The sequence below is a fragment of the Mycobacterium simulans genome (assembly GCF_900232995.1).
Lineage (GTDB): Bacteria > Actinomycetota > Actinomycetes > Mycobacteriales > Mycobacteriaceae > Mycobacterium > Mycobacterium simulans.
In genome coordinates this window covers 3012794-3039430 of the sequence record NZ_OCVX01000003.1, presented here as the reverse complement: position 1 = coordinate 3039430, position 26637 = coordinate 3012794, and the positions used below count along the sequence as shown (strand labels likewise).

Here is a 26637-nt window from a genome sequence, read left to right as displayed (position 1 = left end):
TAGCCCGCGCAGCGGCCGCCAAGGTCCCCCGCAGCTGGGTTGCCGGCGACGGGGTCTATGTGGCAACCGCAGGCTAAGGGCGGCCATCCACGGCCACGGACTAGTACTGCAGCCGTAGATCGTGTTTGGTGCGGCTTGGGCGTGTCTGCGCTGGTCAGGGCGGTCACCGCGGCATTGTTCGGAGTTTGTGAAGACATCTGAATTGGCCGCGGTCGCCGCGGTTCATAGCGTAGACCTGGATCGGTGGCTGTCTGAGTTTTCGGCGGTGATTGATCAGATCGCGCCCGACGCCGGCGATCATTTGCTGATCCGCCGCAACGATGCCACCGGGGAGCTGGCCTACCTGCGCTGCTATCGCCGCACCGGGTCATGTAGTTGGAGTTTTTGCCATTTCGGGTGCCAGTTGTTCGTAGAGGTGATCGGCTAGACCGCGCACGGTGGTCGTGGCGTGCTCGTGGTTGATGCGTACGCCAGTTTCAGCCTCGATGCGAGTCCGTAGGTCGAGGGCGCCCAGGGAGTCGAGGCCGTACTCGGCTAGCGGTCGGTCTGGATCGACCGTGCGGCGTAGAATCAGCCCGGCTTGCTCGTAGATCAGTTGCCGAAGCCGGGCGGGCCATTCGCCGAGGGGAAGTGTCATAAGCTCGGCGAGGAATTTGCTTGTACCCGCGTCATGTCCGGTGGATTGGAACAATTCGAAGAATTGACTGCGTTCAGCAAAGGTAGTCAACCACGATGTTCCGATGAATGGCACATATCCTGCGTAGACACGGTCGTAGCGCAGGAGTGTTTCGAATGCGTAGGCGCCCTCGTCGGCAGCGATGCCAGCGCCGCTGCTTTCGGCCAGCTCGGTGGCGCGGCCAACCCCGGCCCACGCGCCCCATGCGATCGCGATCGCTGGAAGGCCCTGCGCTCGTCGCCAGTGGGTGAAGGCGTCCAGCCAGCTGTTAGCCGCGGCGTAAGCGCCCTGGCCCGGTGAACCAACGGTGGCCGCCGCGGAAGAGAACGAGCAAAACCAGTCCAGGGGCTGGTCGGCCGTCGCGTGATGCAAGTTCCAGGCGCCATATGCTTTGGGAGCCCAGTCCCGGTCGAGCAGCTCGTCGGTAATATTCGACAGCGCCGCATCCTCGACGACCGCGGCCGCGTGTAGCACCCCACGGACTGGGAGTCCGGTGGCGGTGGCCGCGGAAACCAGGTGATGGGCGGTGTCGGGTTCTGCGATGTCACCGCATTTCACTACGATGTCCGACCCGATTGCTCTGATGAATTCGATTGTCTCTAAGGCTTTTTGACTGGGTTGGGAGCGGGAGCTGAGCACAATGCGACCGCAGCCGGCTGCGGCCATTTTTTCGGCCAAGAACAGTCCGATCCCGCCCAGGCCGCCGGTGATGATGTAGGAACCGTCACCCCGGAAGACCTGAGCCTGTTCGGGTGGCAATACCACGCTGCTACTTCCAGTGCGCGGAATGTCCAGCACGAGTTTGCCGGTGTGGCGTGCCGCACTCATTTGCCGAATGGCGGTGGCCGCGTCGGCAAGCGGGTAGTGGGTGCTCGGTGGGATCGGCAGCTCGCACTCGGCGGTCAACCGGTACACCGTGTTCAACAACTCGCGGACCTGGTGAGGATGGCTGACTGACCACAACGCCAAGTCGACGGCGTGAAACGTGAGATTGCGCCGGAACGGGAAGAGACCAAGCTTGGTGTCGCCATAGATGTCGCGCTTACCGATTTCCACGAACCGGCCGCCGAAGGCCAGCAATTTGAGTCCCGCCAGTTGTGCAGCGCCGGTCAGCGAGTTGAGCACCACGTCCACGCCGTAACCGTTGGTTTCGCGGCGGATTTGGTCGGCGAACTCGATGCTGCGCGAGTCGTAGACATGCTTGATTCCCATGTCGCACAATAGTTCTCGGCGCTGAGGACTGCCGGCCGTGGCGAAGATCTCGGCCCCGGCAGCCCGAGCAATCGCAATCGCCGCCTGCCCTACCCCGCCGGTTGCCGAATGGATCAGTATTCGGTCGCTGGCCTTGATGCGGGCCAGGTCGTGAAGGCCGTGCCATGCGGTGGCATACGCGGTGGTCACCGCCGCGGCCTGCATGTCGGTAAGCCCTGGTGGCAGCGTTGCGGCGAGCCTGGCATCACAAGTTACCGATGTGGCCCAACAACCGTTGGGAGACATGCCCCCAACGCGATCACCGACCTGATGATCGGTGACGTCGGGTCCGACCGCGGACACCACGCCGGCGAAATCGCCGCCCGGCTGCGGCAGGTGTCCCTCGAAGCTGGGGTAGCGCCCGAACGCTACCAAGGCGTCGGCGAAGTTGACACTGGACGCACTAACTGCCACCTCGATCTGTCCGTGGCCCGGTGGCATCCGGTCGAACGCAACGAATTCCAGTGATTGCAAGTCGCCCGGCGTGCGGATTTGCAAGCGCATGCCGTCGCGCTCATGATCCACAGCAACGGTTTTCCGGTCTTCGGGACGCAGTGCGGTGGGGCACAACCGCGCCGCGTACCACTCATCGTTCCGCCAAGCGGTCTCGTCTTCGTCGGATCCGACCAGCAGTTGGCGTGCCACCTGTTCCATGTCGGTCTGCTCGTCAACGTCGATGTGAGTCGTGTGAAGGTGCGGGTGTTCGGTGCCGATCACCCGCAGCAACCCACGCAGCCCGCCTTGCTCTAGGTTGATACTCTCGCCGCCAACCACTGCCTGTGCATTCCTGGTGACGACATACAGCCGAGGTGTTTGGCCGACCAGGGTTAGCAGTTCACGCGCGATACGCAGTACATGCTGTACGCACTCACGACCGCGAACGGCGCAGTTGCCATCCGGGTTCTCGTAGTTGAGCCCGGTGAGCAAGACCAGGCCAGTGAATTCCCCGGCGTTGAGTTGATTACTTAGCACAGTCCCGGCGGTGATGTGGTCGTCGTGTTGGTGCCAGCGCATGGTCGTGCAGTGGGCACCGTGGAGCTGCAACGCGTCCGCCAATGTGGTACCGGCGTCATCGGCCGTGGTAGCGGCGCTGATCAGCAGCCAGCTTCCAGCGCCGGCATGGTTGCCCTCCGGCAGCTCGCGTCGTTGCCAATCGATGGTTAGCAGCCGTTCGTTCAGCACCCGATTTCGGTTGGCGTTTTCGGAAAGCCCGGTCCCGAACAGGAGCCCATGAACGGCTATCAGTACCGTTCCGTGCTCATCCAAGATGTCGAGGTCGGCTTCCACGCCCGAGCCACAAGGGGTCACCGTCGTGTAGCAGTATCGGGCCTTGCGGGCGTTGGCGTAGGCGCGGATCCGGCGGATACCTCGCGGCACCGGTAGACCTCCGTTTACCGCGCGTTGTGCGGCGGGATGAGCTGCTATCGATTGAAAGCAAGCATCCAGCAGTGCCGGATGGACAGAATAGGCATTTTGCTGGGAACGAATCGAACCGGCCAGCGCGACTTCGGCCAGTACCGTGGGATCGTTGGCGGTGTGGACTGCTGTTAGGCCAGTGAACGCCGGACCGTACTGTACCCCGTGCTCGTCGAACAGGGTCCGTATCTCGTCGCCGCCCAGGCGGTGCGGGTGAGCTGCCAGCAAAGCTGGCATGTCATATGCCGGCGGTTGCTCATAGTCGTCTACCGCGTCCAGCACCGCCGAGGCCCGCCGAAGCCGTCCCGCACCCTCTTGCAGAGTCTCCACGGCGAATTCGACCTCACCCAGCGATGGCACTGTTGCGACCGTCGATACGAGGGTCTCGTCGTCGTCCAGCAACAGCATCACCTCGAAGCGCATGTCACGCACCTCGAATTTCTCGCCCAGAATCGTCCGAGCCGCGGTCAGCGCCATCTCGCAGTAGGCGGCGCCGGGCACGGCCGGCACATTGTGTATCTGGTGATCGCCCAACCAGGGCAGCTCCGCGATACCCATCCCCGCTTGCCAGACATGGCGTTTCGGCTCTTCGGAGAGCTGGACATGTGCACCCAACAGCGGATGCACTGCGACAGTGCTGCCGCTTTTTGCCTTATGATTCTGATCGTCGCGATCGTGGAATAGATAGCGGTGCGTCCACGCCGGCAGCGGCGCATCCACCAGTCGTCCGCTTGAGTACAGCGCCGAGAAATCCACCGCGGCGCCCGCATTATGCAGGTCGGCCAGCAGGCCGCGCAGGCCATGGGGTAACGGCTGACCTCGCCGCATGCCGGCCAAGGTGGCCACCGGAATATCGAGGCTCTCGGCGGTCTGGTTGACGGCGTGGGTTAGCAGCGGGTGCGGTGCCAGCTCGGTGAAGACCCGGCACCCGTCCTCGAGCGCGGCTCGCACTGCGGCGGAGAACCGCACGGTGTAGCGCAGGTTGTTCACCCAGTATTCGGCGTCGCACACCGGCTCCTCGCGCGGGTCGAACAGGGTCGCCGAATAGTAGGGAATCTCCGGCGTCAGCGGGGTGAGATCGCTTAGTGCCGTTGAGAGTTCGTCAAGGATCGGGTCGACTTGCGGAGTATGCGATGCCACGTCAACCGCAATTTCCCGCGCCATTACTTCGCGCTGCTCCCACTCAGAAACCAGTGCGCGCACAGCCTGGCTCGACCCGCCGATCACGGTGGACTGCGGCGAGGCAACGACAGCGACCACGACGTCATTGATACCGCGGCTTAGTAACTCCGAAACCACTTGCTGCGCAGGCAATTCCACCGACGCCATCGCGCCGTGACCAGCGATACGCGACATTAGCCGCGAGCGGCGACAAATGATGCGCACCCCGTCCTCGATCGACAAGGCTCCGGCGACCACCGCCGCAGCGGCCTCCCCGAGGGAGTGCCCGATCACCGCGCCCGGCTCCGCCCCGTGGGACCTCATCGCCGCGGCAAGCGCGACCTGCATAGCAAATATGGTCGGCTGCACCCTCTCGATGCCAGTCACCGTTTGTGGCGCAGTCATCGCCTCTGTCACCGAAAATCCCGACTCCCCAGCGATTAACGGCTCGATTGTGGCCACGGTGGCGGCGAAGACGGGTTCGGTTACGAGCAAGTCAGCGCCCATCGCGGCCCACTGCGAGCCCTGCCCGGAAAATATCCACACCGGGCCCCGATCGTCGTGCCCCACCGCCGCCGGATACAGCGTGTCACCCTCGGCGATAGCGCGCAGCCCCTCGTTCAGCTCAGCGATGCTGGCGGCGATGACCACGGTCCGTACCGGCCGGTGGGCACGCCGACGTGCCAGCGTGTACGCCAGATCCGATAGCACCACAGACTCCGCGCGCTGTTGAACCCAGCCCGCCAGGCGCTTGGCGGTTTGCCGCAGCGCGTCGGGCGAGGAGGCCGACAGCGCGCACAGCTGGAGCTGTGTTGCTGGCACATCGGCCGTCCCCTTGCGCTCTGCTTGGGGTTCGCAAGCTTGCTCGACAACGGCGTGCACGTTGGTTCCCGACATCCCGTACGACGACACGGCCGCGCGCCGAGGACCATGATAACCGTTGTTCGGCCATGGCGTATTTTCCTGTGGCACAAACAGATTGGTCTTGATTGTGGCAAGCGCATCAGGTAGCCGAGTGAAGTGCAGATTGCGCGGAACCACACCATGTTGCACGGCCAGGACCGCCTTAATCAGTCCCAGCAGTCCAGAGGCCGACTGAGTGTGTCCGAAATTTGTCTTCACCGATGCCAGCGCGCACGGTGCCGTAAGCCCGTACACCTCGGCCAAACTGGCGTATTCGATCGGGTCGCCCACCGGTGTGCCGGCGCCGTGTGCCTCCACCATGCCGACGGTGGCGGGGTCCACGTCCCCGGCGGCCAACGCCTCTCGATAGACCGCAACCTGCGCGGGCCGCGACGGCGTCGCGATGTTGACCGTGCGTCCATCCTGATTGGCGGCGGTGCTACGCAGCACCGCCAAAATCCGGTCACGGTCGCGCTGCGCGTCCACTAACCGTTTGAGCACCACCACACAACAACCTTCGCCACTGACGAAGCCGTCCGCAGCGATGTCGAACGCGTGGCAACGCCCTGTCGGAGACAACATGCCCAGGGCCGATCCCGACGAAGATTTGCGGGGTTCCAGCATCAACGAGACGCCCCCTGCCATTGCGAGGTCACTTTCGCCCTCGTGCAAGCTTCGACAGGCCAGGTGGACAGCGGACAAACCAGATGAACATGCGGTGTCCACCGTCATCGCCGGACCACTCAAGCCCATAGCGTAGGCGACACGTCCGGACGCCATACTGAAACTGTTGCCCAGGAAACCGTACGGCCCTTCTAGAGCGTGCGCATCGGCTGCCACCAATGTGTAGTCGCTATGTGTCACTCCCACGAATACACCGGTCCGCGAGCCAGCCAGTGCGTTTCGAGTAAGGCCGGCGTGTTCCATGGCTTCCCAGGAGGTTTCGAGCAGTACGCGCTGTTGCGGATCGATCGCGATCGCTTCTCGTTCGCTGATCCCGAAGAACTCGCAATCGAAATCCGCTGGGGCCGCTAAAAACCCGCCCCACTTAGACACCGATCGGCCAGGAACACCCGGCTCGGGGTCATAGAACTCGTCAACATCCCACCGCTCAAGCGGAACCTCGGTGATCAGGTCATCGCCGCGCAACAACGCCTCCCACAACAGCTCAGGGGAGTCAATGCCGCCCGGAAGACGGCACGCCATGCCGATGACGGCAATAGGAGTAACAGAATTCTCGCTCACTGCTATTCAAACCTCGTCTCTACGTTTATAGGCGGCTTATCTTCTTACGCCCGCGGCCCTGTTGCGTTTTGACGGTGGACCTAGATACGAGCTAACCAGCTCACCCTTCCATTAAAAGCTTGAGTCGATCGCCGTACTTGCTGAGTGATTCCTGGGACAGCATTTCTTCATGCGTGCAGTCGACCGAGTACGTCGTAATGTCGCCGGTAACGTACGGCTGCCAAATCCGCAGAAGAAATGCACTCCGATCGCTCTCATCTCGTGCCGCACAGAATATCGCCATATCGCCATCAAATACATCGGGCACGTGGTCTGACCAATATAGCAATCTGTAGTTCTGCACCAACAATCGGAGGAGCTGTTTCGCTGGAAAGGGAAACTCCTCCTCGGCCTCTCGCTCCTGAATTAATTGTTCTACCTGCTCATAGGTGAGCGGGTCAGACTGCTCGGGAATATCTACGCTAACGGAGCGCAAGATTTCTTCCAGTATTTCACTCTCGCCAAGAGCCCGGTCGCTAACCGGGAATATGCTACTTGCGGCGAGTACGGTGTCCAAAAGTACGACGCGGGGCACTGCGCATCCACGTCGACGAAGCTCTACGGCGAGTTGCTGCGCGACGACCCCTCCAAACGACCAGCCGAGCAGGTTGTAGGGCCCAGCCGGGTAGAGCGCCTGGATTTCATCCGCATAACTGCTTGCCATGCTGCGAATTGACACGGGCGCGGCTTCGTCGGGCTGTGGGAATTGTTGAATGCCAACGATCGGGCAGTCCAGGTAATTTCCTAGAGTCAAATAGGGCCAAATTACGCCGCCTGCTGGATGGACGCAGAACAGTGGCGTGCCGGAACCGGGCTTTAAGATCTCAACGGGGGTCTTTCGCGCGGAATTGGCATCCTCAGCAAGCCGTTGACTCAAACCGCCGACCGTAGGCGCCTCGAGCAAGGTGCGCACAGATAGGTGGGTGTCTAGGGTGGTGTTGATCGCAGCGATCAGACGCATCGCTTGCAGGGAGTCCCCACCTAAGTCGAAGAAGGAGTCGTCGATGCCTACTCGGTCGATGCCGCATACCTGGGCATAGATGGTGGCCAGGATTTCCTCGGTGGGGGTGCTCGGGGGGCGGTAGCCGTCGGTGTGGCCGTATTCGGGGGCGGGTAAGGCGCAGGTGTTGAGTTTGCCGTTGAGGGTCAACGGGATTGCGACCAGGCCCACTACCGCAGCGGGGATCATGTAGTGCGGTAGCTGGGTGGCTAATTGGGTGCGCAGGCTTGTCGGGTCGGCGGTTCCGGTGATGTAACCCACGAGGCGTTTGTCGCCGGGACGGTCTTGGCGGGCTATAACGACGGCTTGGTCGACGCCGTCGAGGGCTGATAGTGCGGCGGTTACTTCGCCCAATTCGATGCGGTATCCGCGGATTTTGACTTGTTCGTCGGCACGTCCGACATAGTGCAGTTGTCCTTCGGCACTCCAGCGCACCACATCGCCGGTGCGATACATTCGGGCGCCGGTGTCCCCGAAGGGGCAGGCCACGAACCGGGACGCGGTCAACCCAGGCCGGCGGACGTATCCGACTCCGACCCCGGTGCCTGCCACATACAACTCACCAGCGACCCCGACGGGCACCGGCCGAAGCCAGGCATCCAAAACAAACAGCGCTGCGCCCGATAGTGGCACACCGATCGGCGGTACCCCGGAGTTCGCCGTCAACGGCCCGCTCATCGCCGCATACACCGTGGTCTCGGTGGGGCCGTAGGCGTTGATCATGACCCGCCCAGGTGCCCACCGGTCGACCACTTCGGTGGGGCAGGCCTCCCCGGCAACCACCAAGGCGACCGAATCTAAACCTTGTGATGACAACTCCCCCACAGCTGAGGGGGTTTGATTTAGGACTGTGACTTGTTCGGAGACAAGCAGGGCGTGGAATTCGTCCGGCAAGCGCAGTACTGGTTCGGGTACCACTACCAGGCGCCCACCGTGTAGTAGTGGGGCCCAGATTTCCCACACCGAAACGTCGAAGGCATGGGAGTGATATTGGGACCAAACCTGTCCAGGTGCTGGCGTGAATGAGGTCGCCGATGCGAACAGTTGGGTGACGTTGTGGTGGGTGATGCCGACGCCTTTGGGGGCACCAGAGGTTCCGGAGGTGTAGAGGATGTAGGCCAGCTCATCGACACCTGGGTACGGCAGCACGGTGTCGGGTTGGCTGGCGAGTATGGGGTCGTTGACATCGATGATCGCAAGGTCATGCCCGGCCAGCCGGCCGCTGAGAGTGCTGGTGGTCAGCGCTGCTGCCGGTGCTGCGTCTTTGATCATGAAGGCGATCCGGCTGTCGGGTTGGGCGGGGTCGATAGGCAGGTAGGCCGCCCTGGTCTTTAGCACCGCCACCATGGCAACGATGGCTTGGACGGAACGCTCAAGCAGTAGCGCCACAATGTCACCGGGGCCCACTCCACGGCTGGTCAATAGGTGAGCGAGTTGGTTGGCGGCCGTGTCGAGTTGACGGTATGTCAACGACGCACCCGCCCCAGTCAGCGCCACTGCTTCGGGCGCGTGGATGACTTGAGCTGCGAATAGTTCAGGTATCGAGGCCGCCGCGCGAGAGTTAGCGGTCAGCGCCACGCGATTACCCCACTCATCGAGGCAGGCCCGTTCATCGGCGTCGAGCAGATCCACCGTCGCCAACGGACGTGTTGGATCGGCTGTCATCACTTCGAGCACCCGCTGCAGCCGAGTGGTCAAGGTGTGGATGCCGACGGCGTCGAAGACGTCTGTGTCGAATTCCACCCGCAGGCCCAGTTCATCACCTGGCACGGCTTGAATCGCAAGCGGGTAATGGGTGCTTTCGCGGCTGGCGATATCGCTGATGGCCAGCTCCCGGTCACCCAGGGTCGCTGAGATGTCGATCGGGAAATTTTGGTAGACGAAAAGGGTGTCGAACAAGGGGTCGTGACCGGTGATGCGATGAATGGCGCTCAGAGCCAGGTGGTGGTGCTCGAGGGTGTGGTTGTGCGTGCTCTGCAGTTGGTGCAGCAGGTCCGTGGTGGTGGTCGTCGCGCTGATGCGCGCCCGTACCGGCACGGTGTTAATGAACAGGCCCATCATCGATTCCACGCCAGGCAACTCCGCTGGCCTGTTGGCGTCCACGGTGCCGAACACGACGTCGCGGTGACCGGTCAGCACGGTCAGCAACTGCGCCCACGCGCCCTGCAAGACGGTGCTGACAGTGGTGTGGCATGAGCGCGCCAGCTGGGTAATGGCCCGCGTGACGGCAGCGGGTAGCCGAAGCAATTGCACGTCCCGGCCGCCTGGCCGCAACTGGTTCGGCGAGCCGATCAAGGTCGGCGTGTCAAAGTCGGCGAACACCTCGCGCCAGGCCTCGTGGGCGGCGACGACGTCGCGGTCGGCCAGCCAGGAGAGAAACCTGCGATACGATCCGACCGCAGGCAACGGCTGCCCACAGTAGCTGGCGAATATCTCCTGCAACAGGATCGGCACGGACCAGCCATCGAGCACGATGTGGTGATGGGTGTGGATTAACCGGTGATGATCCTCTGCGATGTGAATCAGCGCGATCCGGAAAGGACAGTTACCGGCGACATCGGCGACCGCGGCGCGTTCAGCGGCACTCAACCGCTGGATTTGCTCCTCGACGTCGACCTCGCTACCGCGAAGATCGATATACCGCCAGGGCACGACGGGATCGGCCGGAATGATCTGCACTGGCTCGTCGAGGTGCTCATAGATGAACCGGGCCGCCAGGTGTGGATGCCGGTTAACCACTGTGTGCACCGCAACAAGCAGGCGGTGATGGTCAAGCGGACCGGTGACGGTTATGTCGACCTGTACCGCATACAAATCGTTACAGTCCGGCGCGATACTGGCGTGGAAGAGTAGGCCTTGTTGTAGCGGAGTCAGCGGCAAAACATCAGCGATCTGGTACTGCTGGATAAGTTCGTCTATCTGCCGCTGGCCCAACCGGGCGGGCAAAATATCGGAGGGGGTCAAGCCACCCCCGCCCGCGCGGACATGCGCGCAGATACCGCCCAGGGCCTCGAACCATAGCTGGCTAACTTGGGCAATCTGGGCGTGATCGAATGCCGACGACGCCCACATCCAGTTGGCGCGCAGTTGCGGGCCGTTATTGGTGTCGATGGTGGCGACGTTGAGTGCAACCGTGTGCGTCAGAGACATCGGCAAACCGGCGGGACCATTGTCGGTCGTTAAGAAGTCCCAACCGGAGATTCGCCAGGTGTCGTCGCCAACGGAAGTCTGCCCCGCTAGTGAGCCTAGGCGCCCGAGATAGCTGAGGCTGATCGTTGGGTCTGCACCAGTCAGGTCGACGCCAGGGTTCAGATAGCGCAGCAAGCCATAGGTCAAAGCATCGGGAAGCGCCCGAAGCTGTTCTTTTGCGCCTTTGAGGACCGCGCCCAGGGCAGCATCGCCTGCTGCCACCTGCCGCCAGCTGAGCTGGTCGACCGCCAATGACACCGGATATTTGGCCGTAAACGATCCCACCGTATGCGACAGATCGATTCCGGGGGCCAGGTCCTCCTGGCGCCCGTGGCTTTCCACCTCGATGGTGATTGGTTTGCCGCCATTACCCAAGAACTCCGTCCACGCCAGCCCAAAAGCGATGAGCAGGAGGTCTTGCACACTGGCGTGAAATGCCGTCGGCACCTCACCCAAGAGCATGGCGGTCGTCTCCGCATCCAGGGATACCGACAGGTGCCCGGCAGTGGCAGACGTATCCACGGCCGGCTGTATTGCGGGCAGCGCGGGCGCAACCGCCGCTAGCTGTTTCCACGCGGCGGCCTGGCTCACGATCTCCAAGCGGTGCGCGTGCTCGCCCAGCAGTTGCGCCCACCGGCGAAACGATGTCCCTCGCGTCTGCAACAGCACCTGTTGCCCGCGGCGATGTTGGTCCCAGGCGGTGTTTATGTCATCCAGCAGGATGCGCCACGACGCCGCGTCGACAGCCAAACGATGGATGATCAGCACCAACTGGGTGGTGGGGACAACCCACAGCGCGCTCACCATCGCCCCAGCAGCCGGATTCAGCCGGGATCGGGCCGCTGCCAGGGTCTCATCGGACAACACCTTCGCCTGGTGCAGACAACTGCGTGCATCTACGGAACCCGACCCGGGCACCCACAACGACCAGCCGCCGGCGGCATCGTCGTCGACCCGCAACCGCAGCATGGCGTGGCGATCCAGCAGGGCCTGCAGCAAGACCACTACGTCGGCGTCGGTCACCCGCCTTGGGGCCTGCAATATCACCATTTGACTGAAACGCTCGGCCGACCCGTCAACGCATTGCAGCCAACGCATGATTGGTGTCGCGGCGACCTCGCCCTCACCGTCGGTCGCATCATCCTCAATACAGGTTTCGCCACCAGCGTCGCTGCACGCTACCCGGGCCACCCCCGCCACGGTTTGTTCGATGAAGATGTCCCGCGGGTTACACACCACTCCTGCCGCGCGTGCTCGCGCAACCACTTGGACCGACAAAATGCTGTCGCCGCCTAGGTCGAAGAAGGAGTCCTCGACCCCGACGCGTTGCAGTCCCAACACTTGGGCGTAGATGTTGGCCAGGATTTCTTCGGTGGGGGTGCTAGGGGCCCGATACTGGTCGACCTGGCCGTACTCGGGGGCCGGTAGAGCGCGAGTGTCGAGTTTGCCGTTAAGGGTCAGCGGGATCGCGTCCACACTGACCACCGCCGCGGGCACCATGTAGGAAGGCAGTCGGTCAACCAATGCTGCCCGCAAGGCAGCGGTCTGCGCGGTTCCGGTGACATAACCCACCAGACGCTTGTCGCCGGGACGGTCTTCGCGAGCGATCACCACGGCTTGATCGACACCGTCGAGGCCCGACAGCGCCGCGGCTACCTCGCCCAGTTCGATGCGATAGCCGCGGATTTTGACTTGCTCATCAGCACGCCCGACATAATGCAATTGCCCCTCACTACCCCAACGCACCACATCCCCAGTGCGATACCGACCCCCGACAACCACGCCTGGCGTCGGTCCGCGTGGCGCCCCCCGCTGTGTTCACGCGCCCCGCCCCCCCCCCCGCCCCCCCCCCCCCCCCCCCCCCCCCCCCCCCCCCCCCCCCCCCCCCCCCCCCCCCCCCCCCCCCCCCCCCCCCCCCCCCCGCGCCCCCCCCCCCCCCCCCCCCCCCCCCCCCCCCCCCCCGCCCCCGCCGTCCTGGCCGGCCTTACCGGTTGTTCCGGCCGAGCCGAGGCCGCCGTCCCCGCCTTCGCCGCCGGCCCCCCCGTTGCCGACCAGACCGCCGTTGCCGCCGCGACCGCCAGCCCCGCCGTGGTGGCCCAACAAAATGCCAGGGTTGCCTTCGGCGCCGTTGCCGCCGTTGCCGCCGCTATGGGGTGTGAAGCCGGCCGCACCGGTCGCGCCCGTGATCAAGCCCGCACCGCCGATCCCGCCGGCGCCACCCGCGCCGGGGTTGCCGCCGTTGCCACCGTTGCCACCGTTACCGCCAACGGCTGCCGATATCGCGCCGTTGCCGCCGTCGCCGGGGGCTCCGGCCGCCCCACCGGCTCCACCAACCCCACCGATGCCGAACAGTCCGCCGGTCCCGCCGTTGCCACCGGTCCCGCCCGCCCCGCCGTTGCCGCCGTCACCGCCGGACGCGCCGCTGAGGAAAGGAGCGTCTAGCCCGTGTGCGCCGGACCCGCCAACTCCGCCCACGCCACCGGTCCCGCCGACGCCGGTTAGCAGGCCCGCGGCGCCGCCGTTGCCGCCGGCGCCGCCGGTGCCACCGTGACCTCCGTGGCCGCCGGCAGTAGCACCGGCGAGGCCGTTGCCGCCGGCCCCGCCGACTCCGCCGTTACCGATCAACCCCACGGCGCCGCCGTGGCCGCCGGCCCCGCCGGCCCCGCCCGCAGTTCCGGCGGCTCCGCCGCTGCCGCCGTTGCCGCCGTTGCCCCACAGCAACCCTCCAGGCCCGCCGGATTGCCCGGTGCCGGGCGCGCCGTTGGTGCCGTTGCCGATCAGCGGACGTCCGAATATCGCCTCGGCGGGTACGTTGACCGCGTTCAGTGCCTGCTGCATCGGTGCGGTGTTGGCGGCCTCGGCGGCCACATACGCGCCGGCACCCGAGGCGAGGGCCGCCACGAATTGGCCGTGATACGTCGCCGCCTGCGCGCTGAGTGCCTGGTATGCGCGGGCATGCGCGCCGAACAGCGCCGCGATGCCCGTCGACACCTCATCAGCTGCCGCCGCCAGAATCCCCGTTGTCCGGGCGGCCGACGCCGCGTTGGCCACGCTGATCGCCGAACCGATACCGGCCAAATCCGAAGCCGCCGCCACCACCATCTCCGGCGCCGCGAGCACATACGACATCTGACACCTCCCGGGAAGTTTGTGCTTGCCATTGTGACCTAACCCAGACGCGTTGACTGGCAATCGGCGCATCGGCGGGTACCGCTTCAAGAAACCGGACGGCTCGCTTCCACAACCACGCCATGGGCGATGAGGTGGTCGATCAACGGAATTGCGCTGGCGGACAGGTGTTCCGACATCGCGGCGCGGGCGAGCTTGTCGTCGCGCTTCTTCAAGGCGGCCAACACCCGTCGATGGTCCTTCACCGCCTGGCGGGGCCAATGCGCGATGGTGGGAAACACCGATTCCGGTGCGTAGCGGGTGATCTGCGACATCAACTGCGCGAGTTTGGGCGAGTTCGCCGCAATATTGATCGCCCGGTGGAAGGCGTGATTCAGCCGGACCGTCCGTTCGTCGTCATCGGCGGCATAGGCCTTCTCGAGCTGAGCCTGGATCTCGTTGAGTTCACGCAACTGGGCGTCGCTGATATTGATCGCGGCCCGTGCTGCCAGCTCCCCGCCGACGTGAGCCTGCACGTTGGCGACGTCGGCCAGGTCGCGTTCGGTTAGCGGCAACACCACAAAGCCTCTACGTGGCTGTTGGGCGACCAGACCTTCGGCGCGCAGAGCGAACAGCGCCTCGCGAACCGGTGTCACGCTGATCCCCAATTCGGCGGCCAATTGGTCCAGACGAATGTACTTTCCGCCAGCGTATGTGCCGTCGAAGATCCTCTTTCGCACAAAGCGCGCGACATCTTCCGAAAGTTGGGGCCGCGCAGCGAAATCGGGAACGGTCATCGCGTCAGACCCGATACTCGGCGAGCAGCCGCTTGCTGATGATGGACTTCTGGATCTCGCTGGTACCCTCACCGATGAGCAGGAACGGCGCATCGCGCATCAGCCGCTCGATCTCATATTCCTTCGAGTAGCCGTATCCGCCATGGATCCGAAAGCTCTGCTGGGTAACTTCGGAGCAGTATTCGCTGGCCAGGTATTTCGCCATGCCGGCGGCGAGGTCGTTACGTTCTCCGGAGTCCTTGAGTCGTGCGGCGTTGACCATCATCAGGTGCGCCGCTTCGACTTTGGTCGCCATCTCGGCCAGCTGGAATGCGATGGCTTGGTGCTCCGCGATTGGCTTGCCGAAAGTGTGACGTTGCTGGGCATAGCGCACGGCGAGCTCGAAGGCGCGGATGCCAACCCCACAGGCTCTCGCCGACACGTTGACCCGGCCAACTTCGATCCCGTCCATCATCTGGACGAAGCCCTGCCCGGGCGTGCCGCCGAGAATGTCGTCGGCGCTGGCGCGGTAGCCGTCGAAGATGAGTTCGGTGGTCTCGATGCCCTTATAGCCCAGCTTGTCGATCTTGCCTGGGATCATTAGCCCCGGCGCGACTTCGCCAAAACCGACCGGTTTTTCGACAAGGAAGGCGGTCAGGTTGCGGTGCGACCTCTCCGCACCTTCGTCGGTGCGCACCAGCACGGCCACCAGCGTGGAAGTGGCGCCATTGGTCAGCCACATCTTTTGACCGTCGATGGTGTAGGTGCCCTCGGGATCGCGTCGAGCCCGGGTGCGGATCGCGGCGACATCGGAGCCCAGTTCCGGCTCCGACATTGAGAACGCGCCACGAGACTCGCCGGTGGCCATCCGCGGTAGGAAGCGCTGTTTCTGTGCGTCGGTGCCGTGCTGGCGCAGCATGTAGGCGACGATGAAGTGGGTATTGAGCACCCCAGACACACTCATCCAGCCGCGCGCCAGCTCCTCGACACACAGCGCGTAGGTCAGCAGCGACTCCCCTAGTCCGCCGTACTCCTGCGGGATCATCAGGCCGAACAGGCCCATGTCGCGCATCTGGTCGACGATGTCGTGCGGGTAGGTATCGCCGCGTTCGAGTTTCGGCGCGTTGGGAATCACTTCTTTTTCGACGAATTGTCTTACCGTGGCAATGATCTCGGTCTGAAATTCGGTGAGGCCGAGTGTTTGAGCCAGTTTCGTCATGGGCCGTCTTTCCCTATCATGTTGGCGCTCGTGAGCCGTGCGACGTCGGCGGTAGTCAGACCCAGGTACTCGGTGAGGACATCGGCGGTGTCCTGGCCCAGGGCGGGCGCGTGCGCGCCGGCGGGGTACACCCCTTCGAACGCGATCGGGAGGCCAGGTGCCAGATAATTACCGACACCTGGTTGGTGCAATTGGGAGAACAGCGGATTGGCGGTCACCCGCGGATCTTCGACCACTTCCGCGAAGCTTCGATACCGCTCAAATAGCACCGTAGTGTCCGACAGGGCCGCAACGATCTCCTCGGCCGTGTGGTCGGCGAACCAGGTTGCGAACAGGCCGGAGAGCGCGTCTCGGTAGCGGTAGCGGTCGCCCTCGGCGCCGAAGTCCACGCCCAACGCATCCGCGAGCGCCGACACCGCGGGCCCGGTGCCGGTCACGTCGATCAGGTCGCGAAAGTGCCTCCCAGTCAATGCCACAACCATGAATGCGACCCCATCGCGACTGGTGAAGTCCTGGCCGTACTGTCCGTAGATGGCGTTGCCCACACGCTGACGTTGCGTCCCATTCACCTGGGGCTCGGTCAACAATCCCAGATTGCCCGCCATGGCCAGGGCGACATCTTCGAGCGCCAGGCTGATACTCGCCCCCACCCCGGACCGGTCACGGCGACGGACCGCGGCGACAACGGCGAGCGCGGCATACAGCCCGCAGCACACGTCCCAGGCCGGCAGCGCGTGGTTTACCGGTCCGGCATGGTTGACCGGACCGGTGATGAGCGGAAATCCGGTTGCCGCGTTCACGGTGTAATCAACTCCGGTGGAACCATTGCCACGCCCCAGCAACTGCACGTGGATCACGTCCGGCCGCTTGGCCGCCAGCAGCTCGTGTCGCAGCCAAGTCAGGCCGGAGGCGTTGGTCACGACGATGCCATCGCCCTCGGTGATCAGCCGCTGCACCAGCTCCTGGCCTTCGGCCGAACGCAGATCGATAGCGACCGACCGCTTTCCCTTGTTAAGTCCGGTCCAGTAGATCGAGGTACCGGTTGCCGCCAGCGGCCAACGGTGGATATCGGAGGCCCCGCCGATCGGATCGACGCGGATCACCTGTGCGCCAAGCTGACTCAGGGTCATGCCGCACAGCGGCGCGGCGACGAAGCTGGACACCTCGACAACGCGGACCCCGTTCAGCGGCAGCATGATCAGCTGACCCGCTCGAAGACCGCGGCAAGGCCCTGGCCGCCGCCGATGCACATGGTCTCCAAGCCGTAGCGGGCCTGGCGGCGGTCGAGCTCGCGCGCCAGGGTGGCCAGCATTCTCCCGCCGGTCGCTCCGACCGGGTGACCCAGCGAGATTCCGGAGCCGTGCACGTTGGTCCGGTCGCGGTCGGCGCCGCCGAATTTCCACTCGCGCATCACCGCAAGCGCCTGGGCGGCAAAGGCTTCGTTGAGTTCGATGACGTCCATGTCGCGTAGGCTTAGGCCGGCCTTGGCGAGCGCGACCTCGGTCGCGGGCACCGGACCGATGCCCATGATGTTGGGCGCCACACCCGCCTGCCCCCACGACACCAACCGGACCAACGGCGTCAGGCCATACTCGGCGGCCTTCTCCGGGGTGGTCACGACACACATGGACGCGGCGTCGTTCTGCCCGCTGGAGTTGCCGGCCGTAACGGTTGCTTCAGGATCATCTTTGCCCAGAACGGGTTTGAGCTTTGCTAAAGATTCCACCGATGCGTCGGCGCGGGGATGTTCGTCGGTGTCAATCAATTCCTCGCCCTGGCGGGTTCGTATCGCAACTGGGACGATCTCCTGGGTCAGGATGCCGGCCTGCTGCGCGGCCACCGCGCGCTGGTGCGAAGTGACCGCGAGCTCATCTTGCTCCCGGCGGGAAATGCCGTACTGACGGCGCAAATTCTCGGCGGTCTCCAGCATCCCGCCCGGCACCGGGTAATGCCGGCCGCCGGCCGTGGTGCGGCCGCGCGTCAGCCCGTCGTGCACCCGGACGCCGGATCGACCACCGCCCCAGCGCATATCGGTGGAATAGAACACGACATTGCTCATGCTTTCACAACCACCGGCGATGACCAGATCGTTGTCGCCGCTACTCACCTGCAGACACGCTTGGATCACCGCCTGCAGGCCCGAACCGCAGCGACGGTCGACCTGCATACCGGGAACCGTCACCGGCAGGCCGGCGTCCAACGCCACCACACGACCGATCGCGGGCGCCTCACTGCTGGGATAGCAGTGTCCGAGAATGACGTCCTGCACAGCGTCAGGCGCGATCCCGGTTCGCTCAAGCAATCCTTTCAACGCGGCGACGCCGAGATCAACGGCGTTCTGCGACTTGAACATTCCGCCATAGCGGCCGATTGGCGTCCGTACGGGCTCACAAATGACGGCGCTACTCATATGTGCCGGCCGCCGGTGACGTCCATGACGGTGCCGGTCATGTACGAGGACAGATCGGACGCCAGGAACAACGCGACGCTGGCGACCTCGCTGGGCTCACCGGCCCGGCCCATCGGAACCTCGGCGACCTTCTGGTCCCAAATGCGTTGCGGCATAGCTTCTGTCATCGCGGAGCGAATCAGCCCGGGAGCGATCGCGTTGACCCGAACACCAAGGTAGGCAAGCTCTTTGGCCGCGGCCTTGGTCATTCCGACTATTCCCGCCTTGGCCGCCGAATAGTTTGTCTGGCCGACCATGCCGACCTTCCCCGACACCGACGACATGTTGACGATCGCGCCCCGCTTTTGCTCCCGCATGATCGCCGCCGCCAGTCGGGTGCCGTTCCACGTCCCTTTCAGGTGTACGTCGATGACCTGATCGAACTGCCCTTCGGTCATCTTGCGCATCGTCGCGTCGCGGGTGATCCCGGCGTTGTTGACCATGATGTCCAGCCCGCCGAATCGCTCCACGGCGGTCCGGATGAGTGCCTCGACCTCGTCCGCCTGAGTCACGTCGCATCGCACGGCCAGCGCCACTTCGTCGCCACCGAGTTGCTTGGCCGCGGCCTGGGTCGCTTCGAGGTTCACATCACCGAGCACCACCCGTGCACCCTCGGCGATAAACCGCTCCGCGATAGCAAAACCGAGACCTTGGGCACCGCCCGTAACCACCGCTGTTTGACCACTCAGCAACGACACCGGTCTCCCTCACTGTCTTGGCCCAGATGGGCACCGTCGTTCGAATATCATATTTCATATAGGATCTTGCTCCGAAAGGAGCGTCCGCCGATGAGCACTGCCGATCTCCCCGAGGTGTCTGACGAGGACTTTCAGGAGATCCTGGCCCAGACCCACCACTTCGTGCGCACCGCCGTGATCCCCCGCGAGCAGGAAATCCTTGACGACGACCGGGTGCCCGATGACCTGCGCGACCACGCCAAGGCAATGGGGCTGTTCGGCTATGCGATTCCGCAGGAGTGGGGCGGCCTCGGCCTGAACCTGGTGCAAGACGTCGAGTTGGCCATGGAGCTCGGCTACACCTCCCTGGCGCTGCGGTCGATGTTCGGCACCAACAACGGCATCGCCGGGCAGGTACTCGTCGGGTTCGGCACGGACGAGCAAAAGGCCCGCTGGCTGGAGCCCATGGCATCCGGCGACGTCGTCGCCTCCTTCGCGTTGACCGAGCCCGGCGCCGGATCAAACCCGGCCGGCCTACGCACCAAAGCCGTTCGCGTTGACGGTCATTGGGTGATTTCCGGGCAGAAGCGGTTTATCACCAACGCGCCCGTCGCCGATCTGTTCGTCGTCTTCGCGCGCACTCGGCCCGCCGACGACCGAGGTCCTGGCATCGCCGTCTTCCTCGTTCCCGCGGACGCGGCGGGAGTTGACATCGGCGCCAAGGACGCCAAAATGGGCCAGGAAGGCGCGTGGACCGCCGACGTCAGTTTCGCCGATGTCCGCGTCGACGGCGCCGCGCTGATCGGTGGCGACGAAGACATCGGCTACCGAGCGGCAATGACGTCGTTGGCACGCGGACGAGTCCACATAGCCGCGATCGCCGTGGGCGCCGCCCAGCGCGCTCTGGACGAGTCGGTGGCATACGCCGCCACCGCCACACAGGGTGGCACGCCGATCGGCGATTTTCAGTTGGTGCAGGCGATGCTGGCCGACCAGCAGACCGGCGTGCTGGCCGGGCGCGCGCTGGTTCGCGAAACCGCACGGCTGTGGGTAACGGGCGAAGACCGTCGGATCGCGCCATCGGCGGCCAAGCTCTTCTGCACCGAAATGGCCGGCAAAGTAGCCGATCTCGCGGTTCAGATTCACGGTGGCAGCGGATACATGCGTGGCGTTCCGGTCGAACGCATCTACCGCGACGTGCGCTTGCTGCGGCTGTATGAAGGCACCAGCGAAATACAGCAGCTGATCATCGGGTCCAACCTGGTTCGGGCGGCACAGCGATGACCTAACTTAGCCGATCAGTTCGAGCGTTCCCAGATCACGGATCGCCTGACAACCCCGGCGCAGCATGGTCACCACCATATCGTCGCCACGTTCGGTGGCCGTGGCGAATGCAAATCCCAGCGCCGAGATCAGGAGGACGTGCGGCATTCCGAGCCGGTAGTCACGCCAGCACGTTTCGCGGTCGTAGTCACTGACGCCGTAACCGGTTAGGGCTTGGTAATACTCGCCGACGAGGTCTTCCTCGATGGCGGCGCGCAATTCGGAATTCAGGCTGGTGGCCGTGAAGTACGCGAGATCCCTCGCCGGAAGGCCGACGCTGATGGTTTGCCAATCCACCACGCTCACCCACGCGAGGGCGGGATCGAACAACAGGTTGTCGAGCCGATAATCGCCGTGCAGCAGGGCGAATCGGTCCCGCTCGGTGAGTAACCACGGCGCCACCAGACCCATTGCCGCACTGAAGGTCTCACGATCCTCGGCACTGAGCCGGTCACCAAGCTTGTCCAGGGTGATGTCGGCGCTCATTCGCGCGACCTCGCCGAGGCCCTGGGCGGACGCCTCGTCCGGACGCTGAAACGCGATGTCCGGCAGGTCCAGCCAGAACGGATCACACCAGCCGGGTCCGTGTAAACCGGCCAACGCGGTCACCGCCAACCGGGCCTCCCGTTCGCCGCAGCCCGCGATCTGATCGCCCTGCACCGCGGGCGCCTGATCGGCCAGCAGCAGGGCGAAGTCCATTGCGTCCTCGGTGATCCCGCTGTAGAAACACCTCGGTGTCGGTACCCGGACCCGGTCAACGATGGACGTGTAAAACGCGCACTCACTTCGGTAGCCGATCGCGACCCGGCCGCGCACCGTGTCATCCTGGGCCGGCAGTTTGATCACGAAGGTTGGCGGCAAACCATCCGGGTTTGTCTGGTACCTGGCCGTCACCCGGTAGGTGGCGCCGGTCTGCCCGGTGCCGATGGCGACGACGTCGGCGTCGGAAACCTCGACGGATGCGCCCGGTTCACTGAGCACCGCCGACAACCACTCGGGGGTCACATCACCGGGATATCGGGGAATCACACTGCGCCGATCCGCCACTCGGCAGCGTCACGCTGCTGCCGCCAGAATTCAGCGAAACGCCCACTTGCGGTGAGCAACTCGTCGATCGCACCGTCCTCGACCACCCGGCCATCGTCGACAAAGAGCACGCGGTCAGCGTGGCGAATGCTGGCCAATCGATGGGCGACGATCACCCGGGTGCGCGATTGCGGATCCACGGTGAGCGCATCGACGACCGCGACCTCATTCTCGTTGTCCAGGGCACTGGTCGCCTCGTCGACCAGCAATACCGGCGCCGGTTTCAGCAGGGCGCGCGCGATGCTGACCCGTTGCCGCTCGCCGCCGGACAGCGCCGCGCCGGCTTCGCCGACGATCGTGTCGAAGCCGTCGGGCAGCCTGTCGACAAGGTCGTCAACTCGTGCCAGCCGAACAGCTTGGGCAAATCGGTCGTCGCCGGCGTCGAGATCCCCCGCGCACACGTTGTCGCGGATTGTCCCGTGGAACAGATAGGGATGCTGGAACACGACGCTGCTGACCGCCCGCCGGCGGTCGACATCCAGTGTGGCGGCGTCGATCCCGTCGATGAGAACACGGCCGCGGGTCGGCTCGTGCAGTCCGGCGATTAGCGCCAGGATGGTGCTCTTGCCGGAGCCGGAGGGCCCGACGATCGCCGTCGTCGTTCCCGGCTGCAACGAAAAGCTGACCCCGTCGAGCACCAAACCACTTGCGTCGTCATAACCGAACGCAACATCATCGAACTCGATACGGGGTGCCGCGGCGCCGTCGCGCAACGCACCCACTCCGGCCAGCATGACCGGTGCACCGAGCACAGAACGGATGCGGTCGAGTGTGGCGCGGATGCTTTCCAGCGCAGGTGCGAGTTCGCTGACGGTGGTGAATGGCTCCAAGTAGCGGGCCATCACAACGATCAGCGCGATCGCCTCCGCCACCGTGAGCGTGCCCGTCACCGTCAGCGCGGTGGTGGCGCCCGCCAGCGCGATGAGAGCCAGCTGGCTGGCCAGAGTGAACAACAGCTGGCCCGGAATCTGCATGAGCAGCAAGCGCATTGTCGCGCCGTGCTGTGTGGCGAGCGCGGAGCCCGCCAGACTTCGCGCAGGCTCGACGCGACGCGCGGCGCGCAACGCCTGCTGGGTCCGGGCGAACTCGATGATCCGCTCGGTGAGCGCGGTGTTAGCTTCATCGGCCACTTTGTCGGCGCGACGCGTGCAACGTGCCGATGCCCATAGCGCCCCCAGCAGCAACGGCACGCCGGTCAGCGCGGCCACCCCGAGCTGCCAGGAGATCGGCAACAGCGCCAGCGCAATGACGGCGGGCAGCAGGATCGCCGAGGTCAGGGGCGTCAGCAAGTTGACCACCAGACCGACGAGTTCCGGCCCGGTTGCCGCGATCGCCTGCCGGGATGTCGCGGTGTTGTCGGCGGTGAACCAGTCCAGCCGAACACCGGGAAGCCGGTCGGCCACGTGGTGCTGGGTGTGGTCGAGCACGGCAAAACCAAGTTCGAAACCGATTCGCGCCGTGATGGTGTCGATCGCCCACCCCGTCACGGTCGCGGCGGTGAGCCAGCCCAGCCACACCAACGCCTGTTGCGGTGTGTCGCTGAACAACGACCCCACCAGTGGCACAAGCAAGACCGTGCCTACCGCACGCACCACCACGGAGACGAACGCCAACACTGCATAGGCAATCACCTTGGGGCGGCGGTCTTCCGGCACCAGCCCTATCCAGGTGCGGATCATCGTGCACCCTCCCGGGCCGCGATGGCCAGCGGATCGCCCTGGCCCGGCTGCTGGCCGGTTTCCCATAGCCGGCGATACCGTCCATCGGCGGCGAGCAATTCGTCGTGGGTACCGCGTTCGGTGATCCGGCCATGATCGAGCACCACGATTTGGTCCGCTCGTGTGATGGTGTGCAGTCGATGAGCGATCATCAGCACGGTGCGATCTCGGGTCAGTCGGTTAAGCGCTTGCTGCACAAGGTATTCCGATTCCGGGTCAGCGAAGGCGGTGGCTTCGTCGAGGATGAGAACCGGGGTGTCGGCGAGGATCGCGCGGGCGATGGTCAAGCGTTGCTGTTCGCCACCCGATAGTGCGGTGTTGGCGCCCAGCACGGTGTCGTAGCCGTTCGGCAGCCGCAGCACCCGTTCGTGTATTTGCGCCTCGCGGGCGGCGGCCTGCACTTGTTCGCTGGTGGCGTCGGGGACTGCCAGCGCGATGTTCTCGGCGACGGTCCCGTGCACGAGCTGGGTCTCCTGCAGCACGAAACCGACCCGCGTGTAGAGCTCGTCAGCGGTCATGGACCGAATGTCTTGCCCCCCAACACGTATCGCTCCTTGCTCGACATCGTGAAACCGAGCCAGCAGAGCGGCCAGCGTCGACTTGCCCGACCCGGAGGGGCCGACGAGCGCGGTAACCGTGCCCGGCCGCAGCTCCAGCGACACCTCCCGGATTACCGGCACCCCTGGGCGGTAGCCGAAGCTGACCCGGTCGAACACCACCGTCGCCGGCGAGTCCTGAGCCGCCGCTAAGTTCGTCGGTTCCCGCACGGCGAGTTCGGGCTCGTCGAGTGCGTTTTGGAGTCGACGCGCGGCTAACATCCCGGCGCGGCTGCCACCGACTCCGTAGCCGATGCCGAGCAGTCGGACACCGAATGTGGTGCCCAACAACAAGAATGGCAGCAGGTTTACCGGGTCCATCCGGTGTGTGACGACGAACAAGGTGCCGGTCACCGCGATCAGCCACAGGAACGTCGTGGGCCGGGTGGCCAGATCCATCACAGTTTTCTTTCCGGCGAGGGGGCGTTGCCAGGCGACCAGGAAACCGATGTACTCGTCCAGGCGGCGCCGGAAGGTCGACGCCGCCGCGCCGCCGAAAACGCGAATCACCGGCTGGCCCTCCAGGTAGGCGCCGGCCTCTCCGTTCATCTTCTCGGCCCAGCGCTGAGCTTGAACGACACGTGAAGCGGACTGAACCGCCAGCGTCGACATCACCCCCAGATACCCCAGCCCCGGGCCGAACAAGACGAGCGCTACCCGCCAGTCGACGACGAACAGGTAGACCAGCACCGCCACCGGCGCAACGACCGCGTTGACCGCGTCCGGAATCGCATGAGTAACCAGATAGTGCAGCGACAGCGTGTCGTCTTGCACGAGTTGCTTAATGGATCCCGACCCGCGGTCGGTGAACCACCCCAGCGGCAGCCCGGACATCTTGCCCAACAGCCGCGAACGCAACCCCCGCGCGAACCGCGCGTCGACGACGTGCAGCCAGAAGGTCAGGACGGCGCCCAGCAGAGTACCCAGGCCCAGCAGCGAAACGGCGGCTATTCCGACGTCCCAAAGCCGCGACTCGTCGGCGCCCGATAGCAGCAGCCGCGCCAACTCCACCAGCAGCACGAATGGCGCCAGCTGCACCAGCGTAATTACCGCCTGCAGCCCCCCGGAGAGGATCAGCGCCGGGCGCAGCGGCGCGAGTAACCGGCCGGCGGCCTGGGTGCGCCAACTGCCGCGGGAAGGCGGCGCGACCGTAGGTTGTTGGGCCACCGGCTGGGCAGCTTCCGGTTCGCCCCCGCGGCGGGTGCCCATCTCGCGGCCCGCGCTCCAATACGCCTGCGCGTGTACCTCGGACTTGGGGAACCCGAACACATCACGCAGCCGCTTTCGGACGTTCTTGAGCGTTGTCGCCTCGGGCGTCACCCAGGCATACCAATTCGACCAATCCCGGCTCTCGATCGCATCAGCCAGTGATTTCTCGTCGCGCCGGCTGATCCAATGGACCCGCAGCCGGGGATGGTGCGCGATGGGGATCAGCGTGTCGTTGTCGTCGTGTTGCTCGAGATACATCTCGATCGGGATATCGTCTGGGACCGTTCCGATGATCCCGTTCATCCCCGGGATCGATGCCGAGTCTCCGATGAGCAGGTAGCCGGCCGGCTGCTCCTCGGGCGCGCTGAACCGCGACGAGCCCATCAGTGCCATGACCGCGATGGTCGCGCCGGGTTTGACCGTGCGCGCCCACAACGAGGCCGGACCCGCCGGGTCATGCAACACAACGTCGACCGCAAAGCGACCGGATGCGGGGTCTGCTTCGGAAATCGTGTAGGCACGCTGGAATTCGGTATTGGACCCCTTAGGGTCGGGGAACCAGAACCGCAGCCAGGCCGCAGGCTCGGTCTCGGCGTCCTCGAACAGCGTCGGCGACATCATCCTTATCCGCACGAAATGCGGTGCGATCCGGAAGGTTTCGATCACCGTTGCCGTGTGGTCGCGCGCTCCGTAACCCCGCATTATCGCGCCCTGCAAGCCGCGTGCCATCAACGGTCCTCTCCCGTGGCGTGCGCCGCCACGACTTCTAAGATCGGGCGACCCGGCGGAATTTCCCCGACCAGACCCCGGATCGAAGCGGCCAACAACAGCCGCACGAACTCTGAACTCGACAGCTGCGGCAACGCGACGTGGGCCGCACCCAGCTGTGCGTTACTGGCCAACCGGTGTGCGACGGCATTGCGCTCCGCAGCGAAGCCCTGGGCCTGCTCACCGCCGGTTGCGCTGGTGTTGCTCTCCTCTCGAGCGGCCAGACTGATCGCCAGCGTGGCGACCGCGCTACTCAACACCATGGCGGCGTCCGCGGAATAACCGCGGCGCCTCAGCGCCTCGACCTCGGCTACCAACAGCCGCACGCCGGCATCACCACGTGGGAACAAGACCTGTAGATACGCCGCGAGGCCAGGATGATCAACGGCGAAGTGCCACAGCTGCAGTCCAAACGAAAGCAGGTGTCGTTCAACATCTTCCGCGGGGTCCTCGCTCAGCTCGAGTTCGGCGAGCAGACTTTCACCGACCAAACGCTCAAGTTCCCAACGGCTTTCGACATGCCGGTACAGAGCAGTCGCCGATACGCCGAGTTGCGTCGCGACGGCGTTGACGCTCAGCCGTCGCATACCCAGCTCGCGACCCACCCGGACGATGTCGTCAACAGCGATCAGCGGCGGTCGCCCACCGGGACGTGACGTCATGGTTTTCATCTGGCAGCGCACCTAAGCTAGTAAGTTACCCCCACAAACTAAGGGTTACCTTACCGCGGGGTCAACCGAAGGATGCCGACGATGACCACATCGAGGACGCGGTCGCCGGTCTACCTGGTTACCGGGGCCGGCGGCGGGCGTCGCCGGTATCAGCCCA

Annotated in this window: 12 protein-coding genes and 1 pseudogene; 1 reads left to right on the top strand and 12 read right to left on the bottom strand. The window is 64.7% G+C overall.

What is annotated here, in order from left to right:
- Positions 1–367: 367 nt before the first annotated feature.
- From pks2 to fabG, 8 genes and pseudogenes are all read right to left on the bottom strand, one after another.
- Complete coding sequence (gene pks2 / locus MSIMFI_RS14600) at positions 368–6652, bottom strand: sulfolipid-1 biosynthesis phthioceranic/hydroxyphthioceranic acid synthase (RefSeq protein WP_191497728.1); 6285 nt, start codon at positions 6650–6652, stop codon at positions 368–370.
- A 100-nt stretch (positions 6653–6752) separates the two neighbouring features.
- Positions 6753–12644, bottom strand: a pseudogene (locus tag MSIMFI_RS14595) (amino acid adenylation domain-containing protein); the annotation flags it as partial.
- A gap of 54 nt (positions 12645–12698) precedes the next feature.
- Positions 12699–14009: a PE family protein gene (locus MSIMFI_RS29270; RefSeq protein ID WP_191497726.1), complete on the bottom strand. Its 1311-nt coding sequence runs from the start codon at positions 14007–14009 to the stop codon at positions 12699–12701.
- A gap of 86 nt (positions 14010–14095) precedes the next feature.
- Positions 14096–14785, bottom strand: coding sequence for a GntR family transcriptional regulator (locus MSIMFI_RS14585; RefSeq protein ID WP_191497725.1), 690 nt, complete (start codon positions 14783–14785; stop codon positions 14096–14098).
- A gap of 4 nt (positions 14786–14789) precedes the next feature.
- Positions 14790–15983: an acyl-CoA dehydrogenase family protein gene (locus MSIMFI_RS14580; protein ID WP_191497724.1), complete on the bottom strand. Its 1194-nt coding sequence runs from the start codon at positions 15981–15983 to the stop codon at positions 14790–14792.
- On the bottom strand, positions 15980–17179 hold the full coding sequence (locus MSIMFI_RS14575; RefSeq protein ID WP_191497723.1) for a CoA transferase: 1200 nt from the start codon (positions 17177–17179) through the stop codon (positions 15980–15982). Before MSIMFI_RS14575 ends, MSIMFI_RS14580 begins: the two co-directional genes overlap by 4 nt.
- 2 nt (positions 17180–17181) lie before the next feature.
- Complete coding sequence (locus tag MSIMFI_RS14570) at positions 17182–18393, bottom strand: acetyl-CoA C-acetyltransferase (protein WP_191497722.1); 1212 nt, start codon at positions 18391–18393, stop codon at positions 17182–17184.
- Positions 18390–19130 carry a 3-oxoacyl-ACP reductase FabG gene (gene fabG, locus MSIMFI_RS14565; RefSeq protein WP_191497721.1) on the bottom strand — a complete coding sequence of 247 codons (741 nt, stop codon included), beginning with the start codon at positions 19128–19130 and terminating at the stop codon, positions 18390–18392. Before fabG ends, MSIMFI_RS14570 begins: the two co-directional genes overlap by 4 nt.
- 90 nt (positions 19131–19220) lie before the next feature.
- Here fabG and MSIMFI_RS14560 point away from each other — a divergent pair, with 90 nt between their 5' ends.
- Positions 19221–20393, top strand: coding sequence for an acyl-CoA dehydrogenase family protein (locus tag MSIMFI_RS14560; protein ID WP_191497720.1), 1173 nt, complete (start codon positions 19221–19223; stop codon positions 20391–20393).
- A 6-nt stretch (positions 20394–20399) separates the two neighbouring features.
- Here the strand turns inward: MSIMFI_RS14560 and MSIMFI_RS14555 are convergent, their stop codons facing one another.
- The 4 genes from MSIMFI_RS14555 to MSIMFI_RS14540 are packed head-to-tail and all read right to left on the bottom strand — an operon-like array spanning position 20400 to position 26480.
- On the bottom strand, positions 20400–21479 hold the full coding sequence (locus MSIMFI_RS14555) for a phosphotransferase family protein (protein ID WP_191497719.1): 1080 nt from the start codon (positions 21477–21479) through the stop codon (positions 20400–20402).
- Positions 21458–23197 (bottom strand): ABC transporter ATP-binding protein, encoded by a 1740-nt coding sequence (locus tag MSIMFI_RS14550; protein WP_191497718.1) that lies wholly within the window; start codon positions 23195–23197, stop codon positions 21458–21460. Before MSIMFI_RS14550 ends, MSIMFI_RS14555 begins: the two co-directional genes overlap by 22 nt.
- A complete protein-coding gene (locus MSIMFI_RS14545) occupies positions 23194–25770 on the bottom strand; it encodes an ABC transporter ATP-binding protein/permease (RefSeq protein ID WP_191497717.1) in 2577 nt (858 codons plus the stop codon). Before MSIMFI_RS14545 ends, MSIMFI_RS14550 begins: the two co-directional genes overlap by 4 nt.
- On the bottom strand, positions 25770–26480 hold the full coding sequence (locus MSIMFI_RS14540; protein ID WP_191497716.1) for a TetR/AcrR family transcriptional regulator: 711 nt from the start codon (positions 26478–26480) through the stop codon (positions 25770–25772). The genes MSIMFI_RS14545 and MSIMFI_RS14540 overlap by 1 nt, the downstream gene beginning before the upstream one ends.
- Positions 26481–26637: the final 157 nt, after the last annotated feature.

Bases quoted from the DNA above. Each gene is read 5' to 3' on its own strand.
- MSIMFI_RS29270 (WP_191497726.1), bottom strand. From the start codon at position 14,009: ATGTCGTATGTGCTCGCGGCGCCGGAGATGGTGGTGGCGGCGGCTTCG.
- MSIMFI_RS14585 (WP_191497725.1), bottom strand. From the start codon at position 14,785: ATGACCGTTCCCGATTTCGCTGCGCGGCCCCAACTTTCGGAAGATGTC.
- MSIMFI_RS14580 (WP_191497724.1), bottom strand. From the start codon at position 15,983: ATGACGAAACTGGCTCAAACACTCGGCCTCACCGAATTTCAGACCGAG.
- MSIMFI_RS14575 (WP_191497723.1), bottom strand. From the start codon at position 17,179: ATGCTGCCGCTGAACGGGGTCCGCGTTGTCGAGGTGTCCAGCTTCGTC.
- MSIMFI_RS14570 (WP_191497722.1), bottom strand. From the start codon at position 18,393: ATGAGTAGCGCCGTCATTTGTGAGCCCGTACGGACGCCAATCGGCCGC.
- MSIMFI_RS14560 (WP_191497720.1), top strand. From the start codon at position 19,221: ATGAGCACTGCCGATCTCCCCGAGGTGTCTGACGAGGACTTTCAGGAG.
- MSIMFI_RS14550 (WP_191497718.1), bottom strand. From the start codon at position 23,197: ATGATCCGCACCTGGATAGGGCTGGTGCCGGAAGACCGCCGCCCCAAG.
- MSIMFI_RS14545 (WP_191497717.1), bottom strand. From the start codon at position 25,770: ATGGCACGCGGCTTGCAGGGCGCGATAATGCGGGGTTACGGAGCGCGC.
- MSIMFI_RS14540 (WP_191497716.1), bottom strand. From the start codon at position 26,480: ATGAAAACCATGACGTCACGTCCCGGTGGGCGACCGCCGCTGATCGCT.